The 436-nt window shown below is 60.8% G+C and carries 1 pseudogene; it reads right to left on the bottom strand.

Going from position 1 to position 436, the window contains the following annotated elements:
- Positions 1-118: 118 nt before the first annotated feature.
- Positions 119-436 (bottom strand): annotated as a pseudogene (locus ACR6JA_RS22100) (hypothetical protein); the annotation flags it as partial.

Genomic DNA, 436 nt, shown 5'->3' with positions numbered 1-436 from the left:
GAGCGTTCGTCCACCTCATGGAAGAACGTCTTGGCACGCTGCTCGTTCCAGTGCTCCGGTACGGCCGGCAGCGAGCGCATACGCGCAGTGCGGTAGCTCGGATACGCACTCGCCACCATCATGCCGTCCCCACGATCTTGTGCAGCAAGCCTTCCGTCTGCTGCTCCAGGCTCAGGATGTCGGCACGAATGTCCGCCAGCGCCCGCAGCGGCACGGGTTTGTAGAAGTAGCGGGCGAAGGAGATTTCATAGCCGATCCGGGTCTTCGAGGGGTCGATCCACGCATCTCGTGCGTGCGGCAGCACTTCTCGCTGAAAGAAGGCATCAATGCCGCCCAGCTCCTTTAACGGTATCTGCTCGGTGTCGCGCAAGTCGCTGTCAGGTTCGTACTCGACCTTGAAGCGATCATTGCCTACGGTTTGCAGGTACGTGCCATC

The organism is Cedecea sp. B1(4) (assembly GCF_059414925.1).
The sequence above is the reverse complement of the archived record's forward strand: the minus strand, read 5'-3'. Positions and strand labels throughout refer to the sequence as shown.